Genomic DNA, 25,492 nt, shown 5'->3' with positions numbered 1-25,492 from the left:
GGAGGTATGACGACCATGGTCCAGGAGACCCCGCAGCGGCGCGATTCGCAGATCCGGCGGCACGAGCTCGCCACCTTCCTGCGCAGCCGCCGTGAGCGGATCACGCCGGAGCAGGTGGGGCTGCCGCGTGGTCGCCGGCGGCGTACGCCCGGGCTGCGGCGCGAGGAGGTCGCCCAGCTCTCCGCCGTCGGCGTCACCTGGTACACCTGGCTCGAACAGGCCCGCGACATCCAGGTCTCCGAGCAGGTCCTCGACGCCCTGGCCCGCACCCTGCTGCTCGACGCGAGCGAGCGCGCCCACCTCTTCCAGCTGGCCGGAGCCGTCGACCCCACGCCCGCCGCGAGCTGCCCGGTCCTCTCGCCGCCGGTGCAGGAGCTGCTGACCGCCCTGGACCCGATCCCGGCGTTCATCCAGAACAGCCGCTACGACATCCTCGCCTACAACCGCACCTACGCCCGCCTCCTGGGCGACCTCGACGCCGTACCGCCCGAGGACCGCAACCTCATGCTCCTCATCTACACGAACCCGCAGTGGCGTTCGGCGGTCGTCCACCTCGACGAGGTCATGCGCGTGATGGCCGCCAAGCTGCGCGCCTCCCTCGCCTCCCATCTCGGCGAACCCGCCTGGAAGATGATGCTCAAGCGGCTGACGGCGGAGTCACCGGAGTTCTGCGAGATCTGGCAGCGCTACGAGGTGATCGGCTCCCGCAGCAAGACCAAGGAGTTCCGCAACCCGTACGTCGGCCCGCTCACCCTCGACCACACCGACCTGTGGCTCGCCCCGGACCTGGACTTCCGCATGGTGACGTACGTCCCCGCCGACGAGGAGACACGCGAACGCCTGGAGAAGCTGTACGCGTTCGCCGTCGCCGAGTCACCCTGACCGTGAACCAGGGCCTGTCCGGCCCTAACCCGCCTGCGCCGGGGCGACCTCGGTTGCTTCCCGGACCTCCGTTGTCTCCAGGCGGCGGGCCGTGCGTTCGGCCGTGCGGCGGGCCCACTGACCCGAGGTCAGGGCGCCCAGTACGAGGACCGCCAGACCGCAGCCGGCGATGATCCACCAGCCGGGCTGGGCCGCCGACACGAAGACGTCCTTGTACGACGACGCGCCCACCCCCGCCGCCAACACCGCGCCGATCACGGCGACGCCCAGCGTCTGCCCGAGCTGGCGGCTGGTCGAGGCGACCGCGGCGGCCACGCCGGCCTGGGCGCGGGGCATGCCGGAGACGGCGGTGTTGGTGATGGGGGCGTTCACGAAGCCGAAGCCGATGCCGAAGAGGACGTACCCGAGGAAGAGCGTGGTGTCGGACGTCTCGGCCTCGAACGCGGCGAACAGGACGCCGCTCACCGTCATCGCCAGGCCCGCGATCACGAGGGAGATACGCGGGCCGCGGTTGCCGACCAGGCGGCCGGAGAGCGGCGCGCACAGGAAGGTCGGGACGGCCATCGGGAGCATCCACAGGCCCGCGTGCAGGGCGTCCAGGCCACGCACGTTCTGCAGATACAGCGTCGAGAGGAAGAGGAAGCCGCCGAGCGACGCGAACGCGCTGATCGCGATCACCGTGGCCCCGCTGAAGGGTGCCGAGCGAAAGAAGCGCAGGTCGATGAGGGGTTCGTCGCGCCGGGGCTCGTACCACAGGAGGCCGATCAGGGCGGCGAGCGCGAGTGCGGCGAGGGGGAGGATCTTGGTGATGCCGGAGGCCGGGGCCTCGATGATCGCGTACGTCAGCGAGCCGAACAGGGCGATCACCAGGATCTGGCCGACCGGGTCGGGGCGGCGGGCCTTGGGGGCGCGGGACTCGGGGATGTAGCGGAGGGTGAGGAGCAGGGCGGCCACGCCCACCGGGATGTTGACCCAGAAGATCGAGCGCCAGCCCACGGAGTCCACGAGCAGCCCGCCGACCAGCGGCCCGGCCGCCATCGAGATGCCGACGACGCCACCCCACACGCCGATCGCGCGGGCGCGCTCACGCGGGTCGGTGAAGGTGTTGGTGATGATCGACATGGCGACCGGGTTCAGCATCGAGCCGCCGACCGCCTGCACCATGCGGAAGGCGACGAGCGCCTCCAGGTTCGGGGCGACGGAGCACAGGGCCGAGCCGATGGTGAAGACGACCAGGCCGGCGATGAAGATCCGCTTGCGGCCGATGCGATCCGCGGTCGAGCCGGCGAGCATCAGCAGGGCGGCGAGTACGAGGGTGTAGGCGTCGATCGTCCACTGGAGGCCGGCGAGGCTGGAGTTGAGGTCCTGCTGCATCGTCGGCAGGGCGACGTTCAGGATCGTGTTGTCGAGGCTCACGATCAGCAGGCTCATACAGCAGATCGCGAGAACCAGCATGCGGCGGCGATGGCTGAGCTCGGGCATGCGGACCATCGTACGCCGATTTCGATAGTGCGGCTAACTAATGACTTCCATCGAATCCGCCACACGGCACAATGGGGGGATGCCCACGCTCACGTCCACCATGAACTCGACCCTGCGGATCGGCCCGCACAACGTCCAGCCGCCCGTCGTCCTGGCCCCCATGGCCGGGATCACCAACGCGCCCTTCCGCACCCTGTGCCGGGAGTTCAGCGGCGGCAAAGGTCTGTTCGTGAGCGAGATGATCACGACCCGGGCGTTGGTCGAGCGCAACGAGAAGACCATGCAGCTGATCCACTTCGACGCGAGCGAGACGCCTCGCTCGATTCAGCTGTACGGGGTCGATCCGGCGACGGTGGGCAAGGCCGTGCGCATGATCGCGGAGGAAGGGCTCGCTGATCACATCGACCTGAACTTCGGCTGCCCTGTTCCGAAGGTGACGCGGAAGGGCGGCGGCTCGGCGCTGCCGTACAAGCGGAACCTGTTGCGGGCGATCCTGCGGGAGGCGGTGTCGGGCGCCGGGGATCTGCCGGTCACGATGAAGATGCGCAAGGGCATCGACGACGACCACATCACGTACCTCGACGCCGGGCGCATCGCTGTGGAGGAGGGCGTTACGGCCATCGCCCTGCACGGGCGCACTGCCGCCCAGCACTACGGCGGTACGGCCGACTGGGATGCCATCGCCCGTCTGAAGGAACACGTTCCGGAGATTCCGGTTCTCGGTAACGGGGACATCTGGTCGGCTCAGGATGCGGTGCGGATGGTGCGGGAGACCGGGTGCGACGGGGTTGTGGTCGGGCGTGGGTGCCTGGGGCGGCCGTGGCTGTTCGCGGACCTCGTGGCGGTGTTCGAGGGGCGCGACTCCGACGTCGCAGCGCCGACTCTTCGCGAGGTCGCGGACATCATGGTCCGCCATGCCACCCTCCTCGGCGAGTGGATCGGCGACGAGGCGCGTGGCGTCATCGACTTCCGTAAGCATGTCGCCTGGTACCTGAAGGGTTTCGCGGTCGGCTCGGAGATGCGTAAGCGGCTGGCGATCACGTCTTCGCTGGAGGAACTCCGGGGAGGCTTGGACGAGTTGGACCTTGACCAGGCTTGGCCTGTGGGTGCGGATGGGCCTCGTGGTCGGACGTCGGGTAACAACAGGGTGGTTCTGCCGGAGGGTTGGCTGAAGGATCCGTACGACTGCGCGGGGATCGGGGAGGACGCGGAGCTGGACACGTCCGGGGGGTGACGCCGGGTTTTTCTCGCCCCCGCCGCCCCTACCCGTCCCATCCCTGGGGGCTGCGCCCCCAGACCCCCGCTGTCGGCCCTGAACGGGCCTCGTCCTCAAACGCCGGACGGGCTGAAAAACTTAGCCCCTCCGGCGTTTGAGGAGCGGGGTCTGGGGCGGAGCTCCAGGGATGGGACGGGTAGGGGGGCGGCGGGGGCGAGGTAACCCGGCGTTGGTCAGTCCGCTGAAGGGTGTGGCGTCGAGCCGTACGCCGTAAGGAAGCGGTCTCGGAAGGCGCTCATTTTCCAGACCGGGGCGTTGTGGGCGGGCTTCAGGCCGTCCGTCCAGTTCCAGGATGCGATCTTGTCCAGCACCTTTGGGTCCTTGGCGACTATCGAGATCGGTACATCTCGGCTGGCCTTCGCGCCGCTCACGCGGGCGATCGGCTGATGGTCGCCGAGGAAGACGAGGACCGTGTCGTCGGTGCCGTAGCGCTCCAGCCACTGGGTGAGGCTGGTGACCGAGTACTGGATGGACTTGCCGTACTCCTGCTTGGACTTGGTGGAGTCGGTGACTATGTCCGCCGGGTTCTTGCCCGCCTTCTGGATGGCGTCGAAGATCGAGCCGTCGCCCAGGTCGTCCCAGTCGACCATCTTCGGGATGGGGGCCCACGGTTGGTGGCTGGAGGTGAGGATGATCTCCGACATCAGCGGCTTGTCGCGCTTCTTGCCGTGGACCTGCCGCTGGAAGGCCTCCAGGGTGTACTGGTCCGGCATCGTCGACCAGCTGAACTTCGGTCCCTGGTAGCCGAGTTGGAAGGCGTTGTAGACCTTGTCGAGGCCGTAGTACTTCTGCTCGGGCCAGCCTTTCTGGATACCCGGCATGACACCGACCGTGTCCCAGGCGCCGGTCTTCTGGAAGGCCTTGGTGAGGCTGAGGTGGTCGCTGGACATGACGGTGCGGTAGCGCTGCTGGTTGTCGATCCACAGGCCCGACATGGTGGTGGAGTGTCCCAGCCAACTGCTCCCGCCGTACGTCGCCGACGTGAGCCAGCCGCTCTTCGCCTGGAAGCCGGCCTTCGCGAGGGCCGCGTCACTCGTCTCCAGGGTCTGGTCCACACCCGGCGCGATCTCCGGATCCTCGATCGCGCTGCGGCCGTAACTCTCGATGAACGTGAAGATGACGTCCTTGCCCCGCAGATCGGGCACCAGCTCGGCCCCCGGCGTCGCCCCGAACGCGTCGGCCTTGGCCTGTTTCGCGAACGCCGCCTCGTCCCGCAACGTGTCCTGCACCCGCCGCGCCTGAATCGTGAGCGCACTCACCGCACGGTCCGACGCGAACGGCACCCCGGCGATCTGGAGCCCGACCGCCGAGCAGGTGATCCACACGGTCCCGGCGACGAGCGTGGCCTTGGTCGCCACCGGGGCGTTACGGGCGAGCAGGTCGCTCAGCCGGACCGTCGACAGGGCCATGACGACGAGCAGGAGGAGGACCAGGACGACCAGACCGACGGTCGCCGCGAGAGCCGTCGTCCCGCCCAGCGAGTCCGCCACGTACGCCTGCGCGTCGTCGAGCAACTCCCAGTCCAGGACGAGGTTGAAGCCCCGGCCTAGGTATTCCTGGAAGCCCATGTCGAGCAGGTTCAGTACGGTCAGCACCCCGAGACTCACCCCGGCCACCACCGCCAGCACCACCCGAGGCCGCCTCGGCAGCCACAACGCCAGCACGGCCCCGACGATCGCCTCCGCCGGCAACCGCGTGAACCGGTTGAGATGCAGCGCGCCGTAGGTGTTCGGCAGCAGCAGCGCGCCGAGGACGAGGACGGCCGCCAGGGCGGTGGTCGTCCACCGGAGGTTGCGGGCGGCGACAGGGTGCCGGGTGCGCCAGCTGCGCCAGTGGGCGAGCCGGGACTTGAGGGCAGATGGAGTGGGGGTGGGGGCGGGTAGTGCCTTGTCTTCGGACGTGGTCATCTCCGCCTCGACAGCGGCGGTCTCGTCCTTCGTGTCCGGCAGTTGACGATTGCGCGTGAAGACAGGCACCCGAAGGTCCTTCCGTGCTGGCCCGTGAAACGGAGCGGCGGGCCACGCTGGGGAGGCTGGGGACCCGCCGTCATGTCGTACGGCCGGTCCCAGGGCAGTGTTCAGCCACTACGCCCCACCGCTCGGCAAACACCGCGCAAACGCCTCGTCAACCAGACGGGACCAGTCAACTCCGGTGCACACCAGCGCCGCTAAGGGGCGCGGGGAACTGCGCGACCAGCCCCCACCGGCCCGGCGCCCAAACGACTACGCCCCGCCCACCGCAGTAAGCAGCGCCAACGGAGCGGACGCCGACCGAGATTCCCGTACACACGCATGCGGATACGGCACCGGCTCTCCATGCGTATCCCGCCCATACCCCGCAAGCACTTCGGGCAGCCGATGCCCGGTAGCAGTCGCCGCATCCACCAGCGCGTGAGCGACCGTACGAGCCTCGTCATGCAGCCCATACCGCGCCAACCCCAGCGTGATCAGCGCGTTGTCATGCGGCCACACCGAACCCCGGTGATACGAGAGGGGGTGATACGCCGCCTGCCCGGACGCCAGCGTCCGCACGCCCCACCCGGAGAAGAAGTCCGGCTCCAGCAGCCGCCGGCCCACCAGCTCGCCGTACTCCTTGTCCAGCAGCCCCGACCAGAGCAGATGCCCGGCGTCCGAGGCCAGCGCGTCGACCTGGTTGCCGTCGCCGTCCAGAGCGAGGGCCGGGAAGGAGTGATCCCGCATCCAGAAGTCCCGCTGGAAACGGTCGCGCAGATCGCCGGCCGCCTGCTCAAGGAGGGCCGCGTAGACCTCGTCGTCCCACACCGTACGGGCGACGTGCGCGGTGCGGCGCAGGGCGTCGTACGCGTACCCCTGGGCCCCCGCCGCCATCACCGGGCCGCTTGCGCGGGTGCCGTCGGCCGAGCAGATGGCGCCGGGGGAGTCCTTCCAGTTCTGGTTGGCGAGGCCGCCCTGGTCGGCTCGGTAGACCAGATAGCCGCGGGAGGTGAGGCCGCCGTGGTCGAGCATCCAGTTGACGGCGGCGCGGGCGTTGGGCTCAAGGCGGCGGGCCAGTGCCGTGTCGCCGGTGTGTTCGACGTACGCCCCGAGGAGGACGAGGAAGAGCGGGGTCGCGTCCACCGAGCCGTAGTAACGGCCGTACGGCACCTGCCCGAAGTGCGCGAGCTCACCGTGCCGCACCTCGTGCACGATCTTGCCGGGCTGGGCGACCGAGTCCGCGCCGACGTCGGTCGCCTGGGTCGCGGCGAGCGCGGGGAGTGTGGCTGCGGCCAGTTGGGGGCGGTACGGGAGCGAGAACAACGAAGTCAGCAGCGCATCCCGACCCAGCAGGGTGAGGAACCATGGAGCCCCCGCCGCCGGGACGCGGACCTCCTCGCCGTCCAGGCCCTTCGCCGGGACCTGGAGCGAGGCGAGGTCCGACAGGCCGCGGGCGCAGGCCGCCGCCAGCTCGGGCCAGCCGGTCGGGAAGGCCACGCCCTCCACGAACTCGCCCTCCAGGGCCAGGAGTTGTTCGTTGAGCGCGGCGGGGGAGCTGGGCACACGCAGGGTCCGCTTGTCGCCGTGCGGGCGGGCCATGACGCGCAGGGCCAGCTCGGCCGTGCCGTGCGGTTCCAGGTCCAGGGTCCAGACGAGGCGGCGGGCGCCCGTGCCCGTCTCCTCTACGCCGTCCGGCGCGGGATCCGCCGTCACTGTGGTGACGGACCGCCACTCGCCTCGCTGGTATCCGAACTCCACGCCGTCGTCGAGGACTTGGCGGGTTCGGGTGGCTCCTATTTTCGTGTACGTGCGGTGGTCCGAGCGCAGTTCGAACTGGTCAGTGAAGTCGGCGTCCACGGTGAGCGCGATGCGGACCGTCGTCGGCACCGGGCGGTTGCTGGTCACCCGGAGCGACTCGACGAACGCCCCGTCGCCGACGGCCTGTTCACGGAAGAGCGTGTAAGCGGGCGGCTCCTGGCGCCCGCCGCGCGGGACGAGCACACAGCGTGCGGTGTCCCCGTCCGCGACCGGCGAGAGCGCCTCGGGCACCGCGCCGTCGACGGTCAACTGCCAGCGGCTCAGGTGCCGGGCGTCCCGCACGAATAATCCGTCCGGGGAACTGCCGCCCCGTACGCCGCTGATGTCGCCGCCGTCGCCGACGGCGGCGAACGTCCCGCCGTGCACGAGCAGATGATGCCGGTCCGTCATCCCCGGTCCCCTCCCTTGATCTCCGTGACGTCGCTTGTGCCGAACGTGAGCTGTTCGTGCATGGGCCGGTCGTGCAGCAGGTCGAGGGCCAGGGCCGCGGTCCAGCCGAAGCCGGTCGCGCCGCATGCCTCGCCGCTGTACGGGTCGACGTACTCCGCGAAACCGGAGGTGTCCGCGATGTCCAGCACCGCTTCCCGGAGCGCGTCGGCGCGGTCCCGCTCGCCGTGTGTCCGCAGCCCGCGCTCCACCAGCCAGCCGGTGTTGAACCAGGCCGGGCCGCGCCAGTAGCGGTGCGGGTCGAAGGCCTCGCCGAGCAGGTCGTAGCTGGGGACGAGCCGGGTGCCCTCCCCGAAGTGCGGTCCCGAGAGCGTGTTCACGAGGGCCGTGGCGATGTCGCGGGGGAGTGTGGGCAGGAGCAGCGGGATCAGCCCGGAGACGCTGCGCTCGGGGATGAGGGCGCCGCCGCGCACGTCACGGCAGAAGAACATCCCCTCGGCCGGGTCCCACAGGCGGTCGATGAGGACGCCCGTGAGCCGCTCCGCGCGCGCGTGCCGGGCCGTGCCGGTCGCGCCCAGTTCGCAGGCGATCCGGGCCAGCGCGTGCTCCGACGCGATGAGCAGGGCGTTGAAGGCGGGGTCCTCCACCGCGAACTCGCTCGTCCCGTCCGCGTAGTCGGCGTCCCGGTAGTCCGTCGCCAGGCGCACGTAACGGCCGTAGTCCAGGTCCGTGGGCCGGTCCTCGGGAGCCCCGTGGTCGAGGTCGGCGCGGCGGAAGGAGCGGGCCGGGGCGGGGGTGATGCGGGAGAGCGGGGCGTCCCAGCAGGGGCTGTTGTCCATACCCTGTTCCCAGGGGTGGACGACGGACGCGAGCCCGCCCCCGCCCAGGTCACGGCGGTGCAGCAGATACCGGTGCCAGGCGGCCAGCCGGGGGTACACCCGGGCGAGGAACCCGCGCGCGCGGGAGAGCCCCGGGTCGGCGCGGTGCACCAGCCAGGCGGCCAGTGCGTGGACCGGTGGCTGCACGATGCCGGACGTCTGTACGGTGCGCGGGGCGCCCGCAGCGCGCCCCGCGGTCGAGGAGCGCCAGAAGTCGGGGCTCGGGAAGTACGCGTCGAGCGGTACGGAGGGATTGAAGACGATGTGCGGGATACGTCCGTCGCCCCACTGGGCGTCGAGCAGCGTCTCCAGCTCCGTCTGCGCCCGCAGCGGCGACAGGTGCCGCAGGCCGATCGCGATGAACGCGGAGTCCCAGGACCACTGGTGCGGGTACAGACCGCGTGAGGGCACCGTGGAGCTGCCGGTCCAGTTGTCTTCGAGCACCCGAGCCGCCCTGACGTGCAGCGAATGTTTCGCCGAATGTGTCGTCGCGCCCGGATCGTATGCAATGCCCCCCGGGCCGGTCACCTCACCATGGGTGGGGAAAGGGGGTGAGGAAATGGTGCGTACGGGATTGAAGTGACCCGTGTCGCGGGCGGTGAGCTGGGTTGTGCGGTCCACTCAGGGCTCCCCGAAGACGTCCTGCCGATCGGTTCGGCTGTAGCTACCGTAGGGTTACGTCTATTTAACACGCAAAACTCAATATGTAATGCAAGCTTGAGAAACACAAGGGGGTGCGCATGGCCGGACGAGGGCAGGCGAGCGCCGGAGATCTGCTCGAACTGGTACGAAGCGGGCGGGCGACCACGCGCGGTGCACTCCAACAGGTGACGGGACTCTCGCGCGCGACCGTCGGACAGCGCCTCGACCGCCTCTTCCGCGCGGGCTGGCTGCGCGAGGGCGCGGGCGGGCCCGTGGACTCCCCGCTGGGCGGCCGTCCCTCCATCACCCTGGAATTCGACGACGACCACGCGGTCGTCCTCGCCGCCGACCTCGACACTCGGCACGCGCGCGCGGCGGTCCTCTCCCTCACCGGCGAGATCCACGCCGAGCACTCCGGCACGCTGGTGATCGAGGACGGCCCCGACGCCGTACTGGGCGAACTCGGCCGCTGGTTCGCCGAGCTCCTGGAGAAGGCCGGACACCGGGCGGAGGAGGTCTGCGGCATCGGCCTCGCGGTGCCGGGCCCGGTCGACAGCGACACCGGCCGCGTAGTGCAGCCGCCGATCATGCCCGGCTGGGACGGCTACGACATAAGGTCCCGCCTGGCCAGATCATTCACCGAGCACACCGGGGCCGGCCAGGTGGTGCCCGTGCTCGTCGACAACGACGCGAACCTCATGGCGTACGGCGAACAGCGCACCGCCTACCCGGACTGCTCCGCGTTCATGCTGGTCAAGGTGTCCACCGGTATCGGCGCCGGGGTCGTGGTCGGCGGCACCATCTACCGGGGCATCGACGGCGGCGCGGGCGACATCGGGCACATCAGGGTGGGCGCCGAGGCGCGGTGCCGTTGCGGTTCCTACGGCTGTCTCGCCGCCGTCGCGAGCGGCGGCGCCGTGGCGCGGCGGCTGGCCGAGGCCGGGATGCCGGCGGCGTCCGGCTCGGATGTGCGGGATCTGCTGGCGGCCGGGCATCCGGAGGCGACGGCGTTCGCGCGGGAGGCCGGGCGCAGTGTGGGGGACGTTTTGGCGACCGTGGTGACGCTGCTGAACCCCGGGGTTCTGATGATCGCGGGAGATTTGGCCGGAACCCCCTTCCTCACGGGCGTACGGGAGTTGCTGTACCAGCGGGCGCTGCCGCGCTCCACGGCCCGCCTGGAGGTGGTCACGTCGCTGCTCGGGGAGCGGGCGGGGCTGGTGGGGGCGGGTGCGCTGGTCGTTGAGTACTTGTACGCGCCCGAGCGGGCCGAGCAGCGGCTGCTCGCGTTGGGCATGTGACGTCCGCGTTTCCGTCCGGATACCCGTCCGCATGGTGAAATCCGGCCGGGTGTGGAAGCGTGATTCTCGCCACCTTTGATAGGGGTGGCGCTCAGGTGAGCGGATCTTGGGCGACTGCACTTCCCAAAGGGTGGCACTGAGTGCCATGCTTTGATCGTTCATCGATCGAACTCAGGCGTGCGGATTGACGCTCATTTGAGCAATGAACCCGTCTTGCGGCCCTTCCTGTGTTCAAGAAGTGAAAACATCCGGCGGCGACCGCTTGCCAAGCTTTGACTTTCGATCCACTGGCGGACGAGTGGTTACAGACGCATGACGTGCAAGTGGACGTACCCAGGCGCCTTCGATCTGGGTATGTTCCTGGCCGTCAGGGCAGCCGTCGAGTCCTCGAGGAGTCGAGACCCGTGTCGGAAAACAAAGAATCTCACGTAGCGAAGTTCGTTTACGACTTCACCGAGGGCAACAAGGACCTCAAGGATCTCCTCGGCGGCAAGGGCGCGAACCTCGCCGAGATGACGAACCTGGGTCTCCCGGTCCCTCCGGGCTTCACGATCACCACCGAGGCCTGCAAGACCTACCTCGACAGCGGCGAGGAGCCCGCGGCACTCCGTGACGAGGTGAGTGCGCACCTCGACGCCCTCGAAACGGCGATGGGCAAGAAGCTCGGCCAGGCCGACAACCCCCTCCTCGTATCGGTCCGTTCCGGTGCGAAGTTCTCGATGCCGGGCATGATGGACACGGTCCTCAACATCGGCCTCTCCGACAAGTCGGTCCAGGGCCTCGCCAAGCAGGCCGGCGACGAGCGCTTCGCCTGGGACTCCTACCGCCGGCTGATCCAGATGTTCGGCAAGACCGTCCTCGGCGTCGAGGGCGAGCTCTTCGAGGACGCGCTGGAGGCGGCGAAGGCGGCCAAGAAGGTCAACGTCGACACGGACCTCGAAGCGGCCGACCTCAAGAAGCTCGTCACCAAGTTCAAGAAGATCGTCAAGACCGAGGCCGGCCGGGACTTCCCGCAGGACCCGCGCGAGCAGATGGACCTCGCCATTCACGCGGTCTTCGACTCCTGGAACACCGACCGGGCCAAGCTCTACCGCCGCCAGGAGCGCATTCCCGGCGACCTGGGCACGGCCGTCAACGTCTGCTCGATGGTCTTCGGAAACCTGGGCCCCGACTCGGGCACGGGTGTGGCGTTCACGAGGGACCCGGCCTCCGGCCACCAGGGTGTGTACGGCGACTACCTGCAGAACGCCCAGGGCGAGGACGTGGTGGCGGGCATCCGCAACACCGTCCCGCTCGCGGAGCTGGAGGAGATCGACAAGAAGTCGTATGACCAGCTTATGCAGATCATGCAGACCCTGGAGAACCACTACAAGGATCTCTGCGACATCGAGTTCACCATCGAGCGCGGGCAGCTGTGGATGCTCCAGACCCGCGTCGGCAAGCGGACGGCGGGCGCGGCCTTCCGTATCGCCACGCAGCTCGTGGACCAGGGCCTGATCGACGAGGCGGAAGCCCTCCAGCGCGTGACCGGCGCCCAGCTGGCCCAGCTGATGTTCCCCCGCTTCGACGAGCACGCGAAGGCCGAGCAGGTCGGCCGGGGCATCGCGGCCTCGCCGGGTGCGGCGGTCGGCAAGGCGGTCTTCGACTCGTACACCGCTGTGAAGTGGTCGCGTTCGGGCGAGAAGGTGATCCTGGTCCGCCGCGAGACGAACCCGGACGACCTCGACGGCATGATCGCGGCGGAGGGCATCCTGACCTCGCGCGGCGGCAAGACCTCGCACGCGGCCGTTGTCGCCCGTGGCATGGGCAAGACCTGTGTCTGTGGCGCCGAGGAACTCGAGGTCGACACCAAGCGGCGCCGGATGACGGTCCCCGGCGGACACGTGGTGGAGGAGGGCGACGTCATCTCCATCGACGGCTCCTCCGGCAAGGTGTACCTGGGCGAGGTCCCGGTCGTGCCCTCCCCGGTCGTCGAGTACTTCGAGGGCCGGATGCACGCGGGCGCCCACGACGCCGACGAACTGGTCGAGGCCGTACACCGGATCATGGCGTTCGCGGACAGGAAGCGTCGTCTCCGTGTCCGGGCCAACGCGGACAACGCCGAGGACGCGCTGCGGGCGCGTCGCTTCGGCGCTCAGGGGATCGGCCTCTGCCGCACGGAGCACATGTTCCTGGGCGACCGGCGTGAGCTGGTCGAGCGCCTCATCCTGGCCGACACGGAGGCCGAGCGCGAGGAGTCCCTGAAGGAACTGCTGCCGCTGCAGAAGCAGGACTTCGTCGAGCTGTTCTCGGCGATGGACGGTCTCCCGGTGACCGTCCGCCTGCTCGACCCGCCGCTGCACGAGTTCCTGCCCGACATCACCGAGCTCTCGGTCCGTGTCGCGCTCGCGGAGTCCCGCCAGGAGCCGCACGAGAACGAGCTGCGCCTGCTGCAGGCGGTCCACCGGCTGCACGAGCAGAACCCGATGCTGGGCCTGCGCGGCGTACGCCTGGGCCTGGTCATCCCCGGCCTGTTCACGATGCAGGTACGGGCGATCGCCGAGGCGGCCGCCGAGCGCAAGGGCGCCAAGGGCGACCCGCGCGCCGAGATCATGATCCCGCTCGTCGGCACGGTCCAGGAGCTGGAGATCGTCCGCGAGGAGGCCGACCAGGTCATCGCGGAGGTCGAGGCGGCGACGGGTACGGAGCTGAAGCTGGCGATCGGCACGATGATCGAGCTGCCGCGCGCCGCCCTGACCGCCGGTCAGATCGCCGAGGCGGCGGAGTTCTTCTCCTTCGGCACGAACGACCTCACCCAGACGGTGTGGGGCTTCAGCCGGGACGACGTGGAGGCCTCGTTCTTCACGGCCTACCTGGAGAAGGGCATCTTCGGCGTCTCCCCCTTCGAGACGATCGACCGCGACGGCGTCGGCTCCCTGGTCAAACTGGCCGCCGAGGCGGGCCGCAAGACCCGCCCCGACCTCAAACTCGGCGTCTGCGGCGAACACGGCGGCGACCCCGAGTCGGTCCACTTCTTCCACGAGGTCGGCCTGGATTACGTCTCCTGCTCCCCGTTCCGAATCCCGGTGGCGCGTCTTGAGGCGGGGCGTGCGGCTTCGCAGTCGACGGGAAGCGACCACCGGTAGATCACCTGGCCGGCCGGTCTCTGCCGCCGGTCACAGACCCCGGAGCCGTCGTCCGTCCCCGACCCTCACCACCGATGGACGGCGGCTCCGGCGCACCGAGAGAGGACGGCACCCTGTGCGGGGGTGCCGTCCTTTCGCGTGGCCTACTCGCCGAGCTCGGTGAAGAGGGTCAGCTGTGCCTCGAAACGCGGGACGTTCCTCTTCCTTGCGCCACCGGCATCCTGTTGGCGCCCCGCTGCGGCTGGGGCGGCACCCCTGGTGGGGCACCGCCCCTCGCGCGTCCTCACTCGCAGGCCACGCCGTCCCCGTCCCGGTCCAGGTGGGAGCCGTAACCGGGGTCACCCCTGTACACAGGTGCGGCGCCGGCGGCGCGGGCCTCGGTGCAGTTGCTGTAGTAGACGCTGCCGGAGCCGCCGGAATCGCTGCCGCTGCCGCTGTCGTCGGAGTTGGAGCCTGTGTCCTCGGCGGGTTCGGCGGTGACGGTCTTGGTGACCTTGACGGTCTTTGTGGCGGTCACCGTCGGTGCCGCTTCCGGCTCTGCCGTTTCCGTCGTCGTGGCGGTCACCGTGACCGTCGGGACGGGCTTGGCGGACACCGGTCTTGCGGCGTCCGTCGTCGTGTCCTCGCCGCCGGTGCCTATGCCGACGCCGATGAAGAACACCAGCCCGAGCGCGGGCAGGACGTACCGCTTCCGGGCCCATCTGGGAGTGGGTCCGGAAGCGGGTTGCGGCGGCATGGGCGGAGTTGTGTACGGGTTGGTCATGTCGTCCCCCTGAGGCGTTACGCGAGGGGATGACCGTATTGCTGTGCTTGTAGTTGTGAAGGGGAAGTGTTCATTTCGTGACCGTCATGCAAGTGCTACGACCTGAACGGCCCCGTCACCTCGTAAGTGATCCCGCCCGACGAACTCCCGCTCGTCCCCCGCTGGCTGGAGAAGTACAGGCGGGTGCCGTCGGGGGAGAAGGCCGGGCCCGTGATCTCCGAGGACGACTGGCTGTCGATGCGGAGGAAGGGAGCGATCACGTCGTCCGGGGTGATGACGCAGATCTCCATGTTGCCGCCGTCCTCCGCCACGAAGAGGTCGCCGGAGGAGGAGCCGGTGATGTTGTCGACGCCGGTGAGGGGGGCGGTGCCGGAGGTGACGAGGGAGTCGTCGTACGCCAACTCGTAGGTGTTCGCCGTCAGGTTGAGCTGCCAGACCCTGTTGTCGCCCTTCGTCGTGAACCAGACCGTGTCGTTGGCGTAGTGGCAACCCTCGCCGCCGTTGAAGGACTTGGAGCCGGAGACCTGGGTGCGGGTGGTGGTGGGGGAGCCGTCCGGGTCTGGGATGGTCGTCCAGGAGTACGTTCCTGACGTGGCCGTTCCCGCCACCAGCACCTGGAGCGTGCCTGCGGACAGGTCTCCCCAAGTCGTCGGTACGAAGCGGTAGAAGCGTCCGTTCGTCTCGTCCTCGGTCAAGTAGACGACCTGCCGTACCGGGTCGGCCGCCGCAGCCTCGTGCTTGAAGCGGCCCATCGCCGGGCGCTGGACCGCCGCGTTCACGCCCCACGGGTCGGTCTCGTAGACGTAGCCGAGGGACACCTCCTCGCAGGACAGCCAGGTGTTCCACGGGGTCCTGCCGCCCGCGCAGTTCTGGCGGGTGCCGGACAGGATGCGGTACGCCGACGTGACCGTCCCCGCCGACGAGAACTTCACCGAGCTCACGCCGCCCGACGGGTTGATCTCCGAGTTGGAGACATAGATCCAGCCGCTGCCGTCGGCGTAACAGGCGCCGCCGTCAGGGGCGTTGTGCCAGGTGTACGACGTTCCGCTGACCGTCTGGCCCGAGCGGGCGATCACTCGGCTCGTGAAGCCGCTCGGGAGTCTGACGCCGTTCGCGTCCGGTGAGCCGAGCGCACCGTAGGGGCCTGTGCCGGGTTGGGCGGGGGCGGCGTACGCGGCGCCGCGCCACAGGGTGCCGCCGAGGACGGCCGAGGTGCCGCCGATGGCGGCCGCACGCAGGAGGGTGCGACGTTCCACTGTCGCTCCAGGGGTGTGCAGTGACAGCCCCGTCGCCGGTCGGCGGCGGGGTCGTGCGGTCAGGGACCCTAGTGGCGTGGAGTGGACATGTCATGGACGGTGGGTGACGGAGTGCCGCCTTTCGGTGGCTGGGATGCGGGGCCGACATGCGATCCGCAGGCCCCGGGCCCCGGCGTACGCTGGACAAAACCGTCCCCGGGACTTCGTGAGGGAGCCGTCATGGCGGGCTGGAGTGCGCGCGACATCCCCGACCAGAGCGGACGCGTCGCCGTCGTGACGGGGGCCAACAGCGGGATCGGGTACGTCACCGCGCGGGAACTGGCCCGCAAGGGGGCGCGAGTTGTCCTCGCCTGTCGGAGCGAGGCTCGGGGGAATCAGGCGGCCGACCGGCTCGTCGCCGAAGTGCCCGGCGCCACCGCCCAGTTCGCTCGGCTCGACCTCGGAGACCTGGGCTCCGTAAGGGAGTTCGCGGACAGCTTTCCGTACGATCGACTCGACCTCCTCGTCAACAACGCCGGGGTGATGGCGCTGCCGTACGGGATCACGGCGGACGGGTTCGAGACGCAGTTCGGCGTCAATCACCTGGGGCACTTCGCCCTCACCGGACTGCTGGCGCCCATGCTGCTCGCCGCGCCGCCGGGAGCGCGGGTCGTGACCGTCTCCAGCTTTATGCACGCCCTCGCCAACATCGACATCGACGACCTCAACAGCGAACACCGGTACCGGCGTTGGACCGCGTACGCCCGCTCCAAGACCGCCAACCTGCTCTTCACGCACGAGCTGGCGCGCAGGCTCGCGGCGACCGGCGCGGACGTCGTGGCCGCCGCGGCGCACCCGGGGTACGCCGACACCAACCTCACGACCGCGGCCCCGGCGATGACGGGACGCCGGGGCACCGAGCGGCTCATGGAGTTCGCCAACCGGGTCGTCGCGCAGCCGACAGAGGCCGGCGCCCTGCCCGCGCTGTACGCGGCGACCGCGCCCGACGTACGCCCCGACTCCTTCACCGGCCCGTCCTTCGCGATGTGGCGCGGCGCCCCCGCACCGTCCTGGCGCGCATCCTGGACTCTCAACGATGCGATGGGGGAACGGCTCTGGGCCGCCTCCGAACAGCTCACGGGGATTACGTACGAGGCCCTGAAGGTCTGACGACCGTCACGGGGCTGTGGCATGTGTCGTGCTCCTTGCCGTATGGGCGGCGGCTCTGTGTTGCGGGCCTCTGTGCCCGGTGCGACGGTGTTCGAGGGGGCGATGCCGACGGCCTGGGACGGCCCGCAGGCAACGGCACTACGCGTCGACACACGACTGAACCGCGCTCCCTCATGCTCGGAGCCGGACCGGCCGTGAATCGGCGCGCGTCCAAGGAAAGGGGGGAGTGCACAGAAACAGGAAGCGGGAAATTCAATGGCGAACGGACCCATGGACAGGCGCGCCTTCGGCGAGCAGCCCGATCGGCCCAATGGCCCCTTCACGGGCCAGACCTCGGAGTACACCGGTCGGTACGTGGTACTGCTCGACCCGAGCGACCAGGAGAGCGGACTGAACGCACTGCGTTCCTCCGCCGACATCGCGTCCGTCGAAAGAGTCCGAGGAACCGAGGCCGCCAACGTTGCCGAACTCCTTGAGCGCCCCGACGTCTCGGTGCTCTTCGAGGAACTCGGCGCCGCCGTCGTCGAGGTGCGGCCCGAGCAGCGCCACGCGCTGGTGACCACGGCCGAGCGGGAATCCTCGATCATCGCGGCGGAGCCGGAGCGTATGGTCTACGCCTCGCCGATCACCGCCCCGCAGCAGGCGCCGACCGAGTTCTTCCCGGCCTACCGCAGCGACGAGGAAGTGGTGGCCCGCCACACCACCGCCGAAATCGCCGCTGCCCATGGCCCGGCCTGGGACGAGCAGAACTGGACCTGGGGCCTGCAGGCGATCCGGGCCAACCTGTCCAGCCTGACCGGACGCGACGTGAAGATCGCCGTCCTCGACACCGGCGTGGACACCGACCACCCGGACTTCGCCGGTCGCATCGAGGCGACGGTCTCCTTCGTGCCCGGCGAGACCGTCGAGGACGGCAACGGCCACGGCACGCACTGCATCGGCACCGCCGCCGGTCCGGCCCACCCCCAGCAGGGCGGCCCCCGCTACGGTGTGGCCTGCGAGGCCCGGATCCTCGCGGCGAAGGTGCTCGACAACACGGGCATCGGCACCGACGGCCAGATCCTTGCGGGCATGGCCTGGGCAGTCGCCCGCGGCGCGCGGGTGATCTCCATGTCGCTCGGCGCTCGGGTCCGGCCGGGTGAGCTCTTCCCGCAGACGTACGAGCAGCTGGCCCAGCGCGTGCTCAAGCGCGGGACGCTGATCGTCGCTGCCGCGGGCAACGACAGCAACCGGCCCCCGACCATCGTGCCCGTCAGCCGGCCCGCCAACTGCCCCTCGATCCTCGCGGTGGCCGCGCTCGACAAGGCACTGACGACGCCGTTCTTCTCCAACGGCGGCATCAACGGCCAGGGTGGCGAGGTCAACATCGCCGCGCCCGGCTGGCAAGTGATCTCGGCCGCCCCTGGCGGCGGGTCCCAGCTCATGAGCGGCACCAGCATGGCCACGCCGCACGTAGCGGGCGTCATCGCACTGCTCGCCCAGGCGAACCCCAACGCTTCCGCCGCCGAACTCAAGGCCAGTCTGCTGGCCGGTGCGTTCCCGCTGACGCAGCCCCTGAGGGACGTCGGCGAGGGTCTGCTCCAGGCGCCGTGAGCGAGTCGTCCCAGTCCGAGCCGGTCGGGGTCATCCTCGCGGTCGACCCCGACCGGTTCGCGGAAGTGGTCGAGGCCCTGCAGCGGGCCGGGCTGACGGTGACGGGCGAGCAGCCGATCCTCGGCACGCTCTCCGGCACCGTCGCGGAGGACCGGATACCGGCCTTGGAGGCGGTCGACGGTGTCGATTCCGTCGACCGGGAGCGCACCATCCAGCTCCCGCCGCCCGACTCCCCGATCCAGTGATCCCGAGAAGGACGCCCCGGCCCCGAGCCCGGGGCGTCTTTCTCCCGGAGCCCGATCCTGTGCGTCACAGTGAGCCGCCGCTGTCGACCACCAGATCTGTGCCGACGACGGACGCCGCGTCGTCGGAGGCCAGGCAGAGGACGGCGGCCACTTCCTCCGTGGACGAGATGCGGTCCAGCGGGAGCGTGGCCTGTGCGCGGTGGGCGAGGTCGGTCTCCGTCTCGCCAGGGCGCAGTGACATGGGTGTGTCGACCGCGCCGGGGCTGACCGCGTTGCTGCGGACGCCGTCGCGGATGTGGTCGAGGGCGGCGCCCCTGGTGAGGACCGAGACGGCGGCCTTGGTGGCGGAGTACACCCACCTGCGAGAGCCTACGAAGCCCGCACCTCGTACGTCGCGACGCTCACCGTCTCGTCGTCCAAGCACTGCCCGCTCTCCAGGTCGAAGCGCTGCTTCAGGAGCGGTGAAGCCACGAACGGGCGGCCCTGGTGGGTGCCCGTCAGGCCGCGGGAGAGGACCGCCGCGCCGCCGAACGGGTCGCGGTTGTCGATCGCGTACAGGGTGCCGGAACGGTCGCGGAACAGGGCGACCTGGCGGTCGTCCGGCAGCAGGGCGGCCACGCCCCGGCCGGGCAGCAGCTGGTTCAGGTCGCAGACCGTGAACCACCCGTCTTCCAGCCGGAGTTGGATCTTCAGGTCCGTGGTCTCGGGTGCCAGGGTCATCGCTGGGCGCTTCCTTCCAGGGGACGCTGGCCGATGGTCAGCAGTGGCAGGTCGGGCTTGATCTGGTCGCGCTCGGGGACGAAGCCGACGACCGGGTCCGGGGTGTCCGGGGCGTTGACGAAGGACACGAACCGGGCGAGCTTCTCGGGGTCGTTGATGGTCGTCGCCCACTCGTCGCGGTAGTGCGAAACGTGGTCCGCCATCAGGGACTCCAGCTCCTCGCAGATGCCGAGGGAGTCCTCCACCACCACGTCACGGACGTGGTCCAGGCCGCCCGGGAGCCGCTCCAGCCAGGTCGAGGTGCGCTCAAGGCGGTCGGCGGTGCGGATGTAGAACATCAGGAAACGGTCGATCAGGCGGACCAGTTCGGCGTCGCTCAGGTCCTGGGCGAGCAGGTCGGCGTGGCGCGGGGTGGCGCCGCCGTTGCCGCCGACGTACAGGTTCCAGCCGGCCGCGGTGGCGATGATGCCGAAGTCCTTGGACTGGGCTTCCGCGCACTCGCGGGCGCAGCCCGACACGGCCGACTTGAGCTTGTGGGGGGAGCGCAGGCCTCGGTAGCGCAGCTCCAGGTCGATCGCCATGCGGACGGAGTCCTGGACGCCGTAGCGGCACCAGGTCTGGCCGACGCAGGACTTCACCGTGCGCAGCGCCTTGCCGTACGCGTGGCCGGACTCGAAGCCCGCGTCCACCAACCTCGCCCAGATCAGCGGTAGTTGTTCCACCCGCGCGCCGAACATGTCGATCCGCTGGCCACCCGTGATCTTCGTGTAGAGGCCGAAGTCGCGGGCGATCTCGCCGATCACGATCAGGCCCTCGGGAGTGATCTCACCGCCGGGGATGCGCGGGACGACCGAGTACGAGCCGTTCTTCTGGAGGTTGGCGAGGAAGTGGTCGTTGGAGTCCTGGAGGGAGGCCTGCTCGCCGTCCAGGACGTAGCCGCTCGCGCCGATCGTCGGGGCGAGGGAGGCGATGATCGAGGCGACCGCCGGCTTGCAGATCTCGCAGCCGTCGCCGCCCTTGGCGCCGTCCCGGCCGTAGCGGTCGAGCAGGTCCTGGTAGGTGTTTATGCGCAGGGCGAGGACGATCTCGTAGAGCTCCTCGCGGGTCTGCGAGAAGCAGCCGCACAGGCCCTTGTCGACCTCGACGCCGCTGGCCTCCAGCTCGGCGGTGACGAGCTGGCCGAGGACCTTGACGCAACTGCCGCACGTCGTACCGGCCTTGGTGCACTTCTTCACCTCGGGCACGGTGGTGCAGTTGTGCTCGGTGACCGCGCCGCGGATCGTGCCCTTGCGGACGTTGTTGCAGGAGCAGATGATCGCGTCGTCCGGCAGCGCGGTCGGGCCGAGCTGGACGGACTCGCCGGCCCCTGCGGGCAGGACGAGCGACTCGGGGGAGACCGGCGGGACCGAGCCGGTGAACGCCTTCAGCGTGCCGTACGCCTCCGCGTCGCCGACCAGGATGCCGCCGAGCAGCGTGCCGTCGCGGCCGATGACCAGCTTCTTGTACAGGCCCGAGCGGGAGTCGGAGTAGACGACGTCGAGACAGTCCTCGGTGGCTCCGTGCGCGTCGCCGAAGGACGCCACGTCCACGCCGAGCAGCTTCAGCTTGGTGGAGAGGTCGGCGCCGGTGAAGGACGCCTCGTCGGCGGCGATGGTCGCGGCGGCCGTCTCGGCCTGCTCGTAGCCGGGGGCCACCAGGCCGTACACGCGGCCGTCCGAGGCCAGCGCGCACTCGCCGATCGCGAAGACGTGCGGGTCGGCGACGGTACGGCACTGGTCGTCGACGCTGATGCCGCCGCGCTCGCCGACCGTCAGTCCGCAGTCGCGGGCCAGCTGGTCGCGGGGGCGGACACCGGCGCTGAACACCACCAGGTCGGTGGCGAGTTCGGAGCCGTCGGACAGCTTCATGCCGGTGACCGCGCCGGCCTCGTCGACCACGATCTCTTGCGTGCCCACACCCGTGTGGACGGACAGGCCCATGTCCTCGATGGTGCGCAGCAGCGCGGCGCCGCCGCCCTCGTCGACCTGCACCGGCATCAGGCGCGGCGCGAACTCGACGATGTGGCTGGTGAGTCCGAGGCCCTTCAGCGCGCCCGCGGCCTCCAGACCGAGCAGACCGCCGCCGACCACGGCACCGGTGGTGCGGGTCTTCGCGTACTCCTCGATCGCGAGGAGGTCCTCGATCGTGCGATAGACGAAGCAGCCCTCGGCGTCCTTGTTGGGGACGGGCGGCACGAAGGGGTACGAGCCGGTGGCGAGGACGAGGGTGTCGTACTCGAAGACCTGGCCGGACCTGGCCGTGACCTTCTTCGTCTCGCGGTCGATCGTCTCGGCCGGGTCGCCGACATACAGCTCGATGCCGTGGTCGTTGATGAACTCCATGTCGGTCATGGAGAGTTCCTCGGGTGTCTTGCCCGAGAAGTACGAGGTGAGCTGGACGCGGTCGTAGGCCGGGCGCGGCTCCTCGCACAGGACGACCACGCGGTGCGTGGCGGTCATGCCGCGCTCGGCGAGCGCTTCGAGGAAGCGCTGGCCGACCATGCCATGGCCGACGAGCACGATCGTGGGGGTGGCCCCCAGGGTGGCGGTCATGAGGAGCCTCCATCGTTGGTGAGCAGGTGAAGCAGCGGGGCACCGGCGGCGGGGAGCGGCTCTGCTCCCTCCCAGGCGCGGGCGAGTGCGCCGACGGTGCCCAGTTCGCCGACGAGAACCCCGCCGACCAGGCGGTCGTCGCGGACGACGACTCTGCGGTACGTGCCGCGGGTGGCGTCGGCGAGCTGGATCACGTCGTCGCCGGGGCGCGCCTCGGGCTCGCCGAAGGCGGCGAGGTCCAAGGACGCCTGTCCGGCGAGCGTGAGGCGGGTCAGGGCCCGGGTGCCGGTGTAGCGGGCGGTGGCGTCGCCCGCGTCACCGGCCAGCAACTCGGCCAGGACGTCGGCCTGTTCGAGCGCGGGGGTGGCGAGCCCGTAGACGTTGCCGTCGTGCTGGGCGCAGTCGCCGAGGGCTCGGATGTGCGGGTCGGACGTACGCAGTTCGTCGTCGACGATGACGCCCTTGCGGACGGCGAGTCCGGTGATCTGCGCGAGGCCCACGCGCGGGTGGACCCCGCAGGCGAGGACGACGAGGTCCGCGTCGAGGGCGTAGCCGTCGGCCATCTCGACCGAGCGGACCGCGCCACCCACGCAGCGCACATCGCGCACCCGGCACTCGGTGTGCACCTCGACGCCGAGGTCCTTGAGGTGCCGCAGCACCAACTTGGAGGCCCCCGGGTCGAGTTGGCGCTCCATGAGCCGTTCGCTCTGCTGGGCGAGGACGACCTGCGCGCCGCGCATGGCGAGCGCGCGGGCCGCGGACACGCCGAGGAGCCCGCCGCCGATGACGACCGCCCGCACTCCCGGCCGTACGGCCTTGGAGAGCCCGAGGCAGTCGTCCATCGTGCGGAACGCGTGGACGCCTTCGGGGAGTTCGCTCTGCCCGGTGGTGAACAGGCCGCGCAGCGGCGGCAGTACCGGGTTCGACCCCGTGGCCAGCACCAGCGTGTCGTATGCGATCACCGAGCCGTCCGCGCACGTCACACGCCGCGCGGCGCGGTCGATGCCGGTGACCCGGGCACGCGTCAGCTCCGCCGGGGCCGGGAGGGCGATCACCTCGGGCGCGTAGCGGCCGGCCAGCACCTCGGCCAGCAGCACCCGGTTGTAGGGGCTGTGCTCCTCCTCGCCCACGACCAGCGCGGACACGCCGAGCTCACCGAGCCGCCGGGCGAGCCGCACGCCCGCGAGGCCGGCGCCGATCACCACCACACGCGTATTCGAGGTCATGCCTAGGAGCGTGCGGTGCCGGTGTTACCCGGCCGCATCACGTCTGTTTCCCGGGGGGAACGCTGCCCTCAGCGGGGGCCGGGCGGAGGTGTGAGGGTTTCGCGAGCGGGCGGGGGGAGCGCTGTGAGGTCGGGGCGCGATCGGCCGAAAACACGGTTTCCGTGCAGGGGCCATCGTCTACGGACCTGATCACCGGCTCCGTCCTGAAGGGTCAGCCCCGGTCTTCGAAATAGTGGCCCTCCTCCAGGTCCGCGATGAGCCCGACCTGCCCGGGATGCCAGTCCAGCCACTTCTGGGTCAGGGCGCTGGAGGCCGGTACGTCCAGGGAGAAGAAGCCGCCGAGCCAGCCGAAGTGGGTCAGAGCCTCCTCGCGGGGAACGGCGGTCACCGGCAGGTTCAGGTGGCGGCCGATGACCTCGGCGATGTCGCGGGTCGGTACGCCCTCCTCGCCGACCCCGTGCAGCCGTGTGCCCGCGGGCGCCGACTCCAGGGCCAGCCGGAACAGGTGCGCGGCGTCGAGGCGGTGGACGGTGGCCCAGCGGTTGGAGCCGTCGCCCGGGTAGGCGGCGACGCCCTTCTCGCGGGCGATGTCGATGAGGCGCGGGACGAAACCGTGGTCACCGCGGCCGTGCACCGACGGGGGCAGCCGTACCACCGAGGCGCGCACTCCCCGCTCGGCCATCGCCATCGCCGCGACCTCGGAGGCCAACCGGTGCGCCATGGGCAGGCTGGGATCTGCCACGCTCTCCTCCGTCGCGACGCCGCCCGGCAGGAGGGCAGTGCCGGAGGCCATGACGAAGGGTCGGCCGGACTCCGCCAGCACCTCGCCGAACGTCTCGACGGCCCGTAGATCCGTCCGGGCGGCGGCCGGGAAGTCGACGAAGTCGTGGATGAACGCGGTGTGCACCACCCCGTCCGACGCGGTGGCCCCAGCGCGCAGACTGTCGAGATCGTCGAGGTCACCCCGGTGCACCTCGGCCCCGGCCTCCTTCAACGACACGGCGGACCGGTCCGACCGGGCGAGCCCGAGGACCTCGTGCCCCGCGCCGAGCAGCTCACGAACGACGGCGGACCCGATGAAGCCGGTCGCGCCGGTGACGAAGACACGCATGGTGCACTCCTTCTAGGACTTCTGCGGCACTCACTTCTGGTGAGTGAGTCCACGGTGCGTGCCGGGAGGGCTCCGGGTCCAAGACCTGTTTCGTAGTCAGCAATACGTATCAGGCATCACCACAGGTCACGCCCACATTTCGCGGGTGAGTGGGCCAGCGGTTCCGATACAGTTGAGGCATGCCGGAATCAGCCTCTTCGTCGCCCCCGGCGGACCTCGATCTCCGCCTCGTCCGGTACTTCACGGTCGTAGCCGAGCAGCGGCACTTCGGCCGGGCCGCCGAGGCCCTCCGGATCGCCCAGCCGTCCCTGAGCCGGCAGATTCGCCGCCTCGAACAGCAGCTGGGCGCCCGGCTCCTGGACCGCACCCCGCAGGGCAGCACGCTCACCGAGGCCGGGGAGGTCTTCCTGCCCCAGGCCAAGGCGCTGCTGCGGTCTGCCGGCCGGGCCGCGGCCGCCACCCGGGCCGCCGCGCAGCCCCGCCGCATCACCATCGGGTTCACCGCGAACCTCATCGTCACCGAGGCCGTACGCGAGCTGCGCCACCGCAACCCGGACGCCGACGTACGCACCCTGCACCTGGGCTGGACCGAACAGCGCGCCGCCCTGCTCGACCACCGGGTGGACGCGGCGGTGGCCCGGCTGCCGTTCCCGACCGACGGGCTGCACGTCACGGTCCTCTACGACGAACCCCGGGCGCTGCTGGTCCCCCGCGACCACCGCCTGGCCGGCAAGGAGTCCGTCACCCTCGACGACATTGCGGACGAACCCATGCCCCGGGTACCCGACGCGGCCTGGAACAACTTCTGGCGCGTCGACCCGCGCCCGGACGGCCGCCCGGCACCCGACGGTCCCCTCGTCAAGGATGTGGAGGACAAGCTCGAACTCGTCGCCGCCGGGGAGGCCGTGGCCATCGTCCCCTCGGGCGGCCTGCGGGTCGCCAACCTCCGCCCGGACCTCACCACGGTCCCGCTGGAGGGCGTCGAGCCGTGCCACGTCGTACTGGCGACCCGCGCCGACGACGACAACCGCCTGCTCGCGGCCTTCCTCAAGTGCGCGCAGACCCACCTGACCAGTCCGGACGTGCCGAGCTGAGGCG

General features: G+C 70.3%; 18 protein-coding genes and 1 pseudogene. 8 read left to right on the top strand and 11 right to left on the bottom strand.

Going from position 1 to position 25,492, the window contains the following annotated elements; all coding sequences use genetic code 11:
• Positions 1-6 precede the first annotated feature (6 nt).
• Positions 7-882, top strand: a complete 876-nt coding sequence (locus tag AC5DRG_RS17595; protein WP_491811468.1) for a helix-turn-helix transcriptional regulator — start codon at positions 7-9, stop codon at positions 880-882.
• Positions 883-906: 24 nt separating this feature from the next.
• On the opposite strand, the gene AC5DRG_RS17590 is transcribed toward AC5DRG_RS17595, so the two are convergent.
• Positions 907-2,364, bottom strand: coding sequence for an MFS transporter (locus AC5DRG_RS17590; protein WP_491811467.1), 1,458 nt, complete (start codon positions 2,362-2,364; stop codon positions 907-909).
• 100 nt (positions 2,365-2,464) lie between these two features.
• Here AC5DRG_RS17590 and dusB point away from each other — a divergent pair, with 100 nt between their 5' ends.
• On the top strand, positions 2,465-3,598 hold the full coding sequence (gene dusB, locus AC5DRG_RS17585) for a tRNA dihydrouridine synthase DusB (RefSeq protein ID WP_491813065.1): 1,134 nt from the start codon (positions 2,465-2,467) through the stop codon (positions 3,596-3,598).
• Positions 3,599-3,813: 215 nt separating this feature from the next.
• Here the strand turns inward: dusB and AC5DRG_RS17580 are convergent, their stop codons facing one another.
• From AC5DRG_RS17580 to AC5DRG_RS17570, 3 genes are all read right to left on the bottom strand, one after another.
• Positions 3,814-5,616 (bottom strand): alkaline phosphatase family protein, encoded by a 1,803-nt coding sequence (locus AC5DRG_RS17580; RefSeq protein WP_491811466.1) that lies wholly within the window; start codon positions 5,614-5,616, stop codon positions 3,814-3,816.
• A gap of 246 nt (positions 5,617-5,862) precedes the next feature.
• A complete protein-coding gene (locus AC5DRG_RS17575) occupies positions 5,863-7,800 on the bottom strand; it encodes an amylo-alpha-1,6-glucosidase (protein WP_491811465.1) in 1,938 nt (645 codons plus the stop codon).
• A complete protein-coding gene (locus AC5DRG_RS17570) occupies positions 7,797-9,296 on the bottom strand; it encodes an MGH1-like glycoside hydrolase domain-containing protein (protein ID WP_491811464.1) in 1,500 nt (499 codons plus the stop codon). The genes AC5DRG_RS17575 and AC5DRG_RS17570 overlap by 4 nt, the downstream gene beginning before the upstream one ends.
• A 119-nt stretch (positions 9,297-9,415) precedes the next feature.
• Between AC5DRG_RS17570 and AC5DRG_RS17565 the strand changes: the two genes are divergently transcribed.
• Complete coding sequence (locus tag AC5DRG_RS17565; protein ID WP_491811463.1) at positions 9,416-10,615, top strand: ROK family protein; 1,200 nt, start codon at positions 9,416-9,418, stop codon at positions 10,613-10,615.
• Between the two features lie 404 nt (positions 10,616-11,019).
• Entirely contained in the window at positions 11,020-13,740 is a 2,721-nt protein-coding gene (gene ppdK / locus AC5DRG_RS17560; RefSeq protein ID WP_491811462.1) for a pyruvate, phosphate dikinase, read from the top strand.
• Between the two features lie 283 nt (positions 13,741-14,023).
• On the opposite strand, the gene AC5DRG_RS17555 is transcribed toward ppdK, so the two are convergent.
• Together AC5DRG_RS17555 and AC5DRG_RS17550 are read right to left on the bottom strand one after the other, a co-directional pair.
• Entirely contained in the window at positions 14,024-14,503 is a 480-nt protein-coding gene (locus tag AC5DRG_RS17555) for an excalibur calcium-binding domain-containing protein (protein ID WP_491811461.1), read from the bottom strand.
• Between the two features lie 95 nt (positions 14,504-14,598).
• Positions 14,599-15,759, bottom strand: coding sequence for an alkaline phosphatase PhoX (locus AC5DRG_RS17550; RefSeq protein ID WP_491811460.1), 1,161 nt, complete (start codon positions 15,757-15,759; stop codon positions 14,599-14,601).
• A gap of 219 nt (positions 15,760-15,978) precedes the next feature.
• Between AC5DRG_RS17550 and AC5DRG_RS17545 the strand changes: the two genes are divergently transcribed.
• From AC5DRG_RS17545 to AC5DRG_RS17535, 3 genes are all read left to right on the top strand, one after another.
• Complete coding sequence (locus AC5DRG_RS17545; RefSeq protein ID WP_491811459.1) at positions 15,979-16,908, top strand: oxidoreductase; 930 nt, start codon at positions 15,979-15,981, stop codon at positions 16,906-16,908.
• A 255-nt stretch (positions 16,909-17,163) separates the two neighbouring features.
• A complete protein-coding gene (locus tag AC5DRG_RS17540; protein WP_491811458.1) occupies positions 17,164-18,501 on the top strand; it encodes a S8 family peptidase in 1,338 nt (445 codons plus the stop codon).
• Complete coding sequence (locus AC5DRG_RS17535; RefSeq protein WP_491811457.1) at positions 18,498-18,746, top strand: hypothetical protein; 249 nt, start codon at positions 18,498-18,500, stop codon at positions 18,744-18,746. Before AC5DRG_RS17540 ends, AC5DRG_RS17535 begins: the two co-directional genes overlap by 4 nt.
• A gap of 64 nt (positions 18,747-18,810) precedes the next feature.
• Here the strand turns inward: AC5DRG_RS17535 and AC5DRG_RS17530 are convergent.
• From AC5DRG_RS17530 to AC5DRG_RS17510, 5 genes and pseudogenes are all read right to left on the bottom strand, one after another.
• A pseudogene (locus AC5DRG_RS17530) lies at positions 18,811-19,098 on the bottom strand (SDR family oxidoreductase); the annotation flags it as partial.
• A 17-nt stretch (positions 19,099-19,115) separates the two neighbouring features.
• The gene (nirD, locus tag AC5DRG_RS17525; RefSeq protein ID WP_491811456.1) at positions 19,116-19,466 is read right to left on the bottom strand and encodes a nitrite reductase small subunit NirD; all 351 of its coding nucleotides are present in this window, start codon (positions 19,464-19,466) and stop codon (positions 19,116-19,118) included.
• Positions 19,463-22,057: a nitrite reductase large subunit NirB gene (gene nirB, locus AC5DRG_RS17520; protein ID WP_491811455.1), complete on the bottom strand. Its 2,595-nt coding sequence runs from the start codon at positions 22,055-22,057 to the stop codon at positions 19,463-19,465. The genes nirD and nirB overlap by 4 nt, the downstream gene beginning before the upstream one ends.
• The gene (locus AC5DRG_RS17515; RefSeq protein WP_491811454.1) at positions 22,054-23,283 is read right to left on the bottom strand and encodes an NAD(P)/FAD-dependent oxidoreductase; all 1,230 of its coding nucleotides are present in this window, start codon (positions 23,281-23,283) and stop codon (positions 22,054-22,056) included. The genes nirB and AC5DRG_RS17515 overlap by 4 nt, the downstream gene beginning before the upstream one ends.
• Before the next feature lie 211 nt (positions 23,284-23,494).
• The gene (locus AC5DRG_RS17510; protein WP_491811453.1) at positions 23,495-24,394 is read right to left on the bottom strand and encodes an SDR family oxidoreductase; all 900 of its coding nucleotides are present in this window, start codon (positions 24,392-24,394) and stop codon (positions 23,495-23,497) included.
• Positions 24,395-24,573: 179 nt separating this feature from the next.
• Between AC5DRG_RS17510 and AC5DRG_RS17505 the strand changes: the two genes are divergently transcribed.
• On the top strand, positions 24,574-25,488 hold the full coding sequence (locus tag AC5DRG_RS17505; RefSeq protein ID WP_491811452.1) for a LysR family transcriptional regulator: 915 nt from the start codon (positions 24,574-24,576) through the stop codon (positions 25,486-25,488).
• Positions 25,489-25,492: the final 4 nt, after the last annotated feature.

It is taken from the genome of Streptomyces sp. JLBG701 (assembly GCF_058544905.1).
The sequence above is the reverse complement of the archived record's forward strand: the minus strand, read 5'-3'. Positions and strand labels throughout refer to the sequence as shown.